This window comes from Cellulomonas bogoriensis 69B4 = DSM 16987 (assembly GCF_000767165.1).
Lineage (GTDB): Bacteria > Actinomycetota > Actinomycetes > Actinomycetales > Cellulomonadaceae > Actinotalea > Actinotalea bogoriensis.
Genome location: NZ_AXCZ01000292.1, coordinates 1 through 2,000, shown reverse-complemented (window position 1 = coordinate 2,000; position 2,000 = coordinate 1). Strand labels below are relative to the sequence as shown.

The 2,000-nt window shown below is 76.4% G+C and carries 2 protein-coding genes; both read left to right on the top strand.

What is annotated here, in order from left to right:
* Positions 1-1,116: hypothetical protein (locus N869_RS18000; RefSeq protein ID WP_035062899.1), on the top strand; the 1,116-nt coding region annotated here is incomplete at its 5' end.
* Positions 1,117-1,161: 45 nt separating this feature from the next.
* Positions 1,162-1,917, top strand: coding sequence for a LamB/YcsF family protein (locus N869_RS14730; protein ID WP_035062897.1), 756 nt, complete (start codon positions 1,162-1,164; stop codon positions 1,915-1,917).
* Positions 1,918-2,000 lie beyond the last annotated feature (83 nt).

Here is a 2,000-nt window from a genome sequence, read left to right as displayed (position 1 = left end):
ACCGCGCTCGACGCGACGACCGTCCTGGGGGCGTTGGTGGCCCTGGGTGCGGCCGCGGTCGCCCGTATCGGGGTGCTCCACCGGTCCTGGCCCGCCACCTGGGGTGGCGCGGGTGCTCTGGTGGGTGTGGCGGCCGCGTTCCTCACGGCACTTCCGACCGGTGGTGGCGGGCCCACGGTGTGGTCGTTCGTGGGGCTGGCCACGGTGGGCGTGGCCGCGGGGTTCGCCGCGCAGCCGTTGCGCGCCGGCGCCTTGCGGACCGTGTGCACCCTGGCGCTCCTGGTGGCGCTCGGCCTGCTGGGCCACGCCCTGGGTGCGCCCACCCTGACCAGGGGCGCGTTCTTCGTGGTGCTCGCGGCCGGGGTGGGTGTGGCCCTGCTCCTGCAGCACGTCGCCGGCCGGCCGCCACACTCGCCCTGGTCGGGCGCCACCCGGTGGATGGGTGTCGTCGCCGCGGTGGTCGGCGTCCTGCACGGGTGGGGGCCCGGCGCAGACGAGGTTCTCCTCGTGCCGGCGTTCGTCGCAGGTGCCGTCCTCGTGGTCGCGCTCGGGGTGGTGCACGACCGCGTGGTCCTTCAGGCGGCAGGGCCGCTGCTGGCGTGCGTGGCCTGGGTGCTGGGCGCGGGGCAGCTGGGGCGGGACGCGGCCCCCTGGTACACCGTGCCGGTGGGCCTGGCGCTGCTGTCGGTGGTCTCCCTGTGGCGCGCGGACCGCCGTCGTCGGGCCCGCCGACCGGGGTCAGGGCCGTTGGTGGTCACCGAGCTGGTGGGTGTGGTGTTCGTCGTCGGGGCCTCATTCGTGCTGGCGGTCACCGGGGCCCCCGGGCACGCTGCGGCCGCGGCCGTCCTCGGCCTGCTGGTCGTCGCCTGGGGGGTCCTGACGCGGGTGCGACGCCGGGTGGCGACCGGGGTGGTGGTGCTCCTGGCGGCGGTCGTGCTGCTGGTGGTCGTGCCCCTGGTCGAGCTGCTCCCGTCGTGGGGCGGGGCCGGGACGTGGCTCGCGGTCGCGGGCGCGGGCCTGGTGGCGGTGCTCGCCGCCACGTTCCTCGAGCGCGGTCGGGCCGCGGTGAGCGGTCGGTGGAGCGTGTGGAAGGAGCGCACCGGCGACTGGGAGTGACCCCCGTCCCGTGACCGGGTCGGGGCCTGCTGGGACAGTAGGGGCATGCGCATCGACCTCAACAGCGACCTGGGGGAGTCCTTCGGGGCGTGGGGCATGGGCGACGACGAGGCGATCGTCCAGGTCGTGTCCAGCGCCAACGTCGCGTGCGGGTTCCACGCGGGTGACCCGTCCACGATCCGTGCGACGTGCGCCGCCGCCGCGGCCGCCGGGGTGGGTGTGGGTGCCCACGTGGCCTACCGGGACCTGGTGGGCTTCGGGCGCCGGTTCATGGACGTGGCCCCGCGTGAGCTCATCGACGACGTGGTGTACCAGGTCGGTGCCCTTGCGGCCCTGGCGGGGGCCGTGGGGGCGACGGTGGGGCACGTCAAGCCGCACGGTGCCCTCTACAACGCGATCACCCACCACACGGCGCAGGCCAGGGCCGTGGTCACGGCGGTGCGTGAGGTCGACCCCGACCTTCCGCTGCTGGCCCAGCCGGGCACGGTCGTGGCCGACGAGGCGCGCCGCGCGGGCCTGCGCGTGGTGCACGAGGCGTTCGCCGACCGGGCCTACACCCCGCAGGGGCGGCTCGCACCCAGGTCCGAGCCGGGCGCGGTGCTGCACGACCCCGACGCGGTGGCGTCTCGGGCGGTACGGATCGCGACCGAGGGGACGGTCGTGGCGACCGACGGTGCGGTGGTGGACCTGCCCGTCGAGAGCATCTGCGTGCACGGGGACGGACCGGGCGCCGTCGAGGCCGCCAGGGCGGTGCGACGGGCGCTGGACGCGGCCGGGGTCCGGGTCGCGGGCTTCCGGTGAGGCGCGTCGACCGGTTGGGCAGCCACGCGCTGCTGGTCCGGTGCGTCGACGGGGACGACGCCCTCGCGGTGGCCGTGCACCTG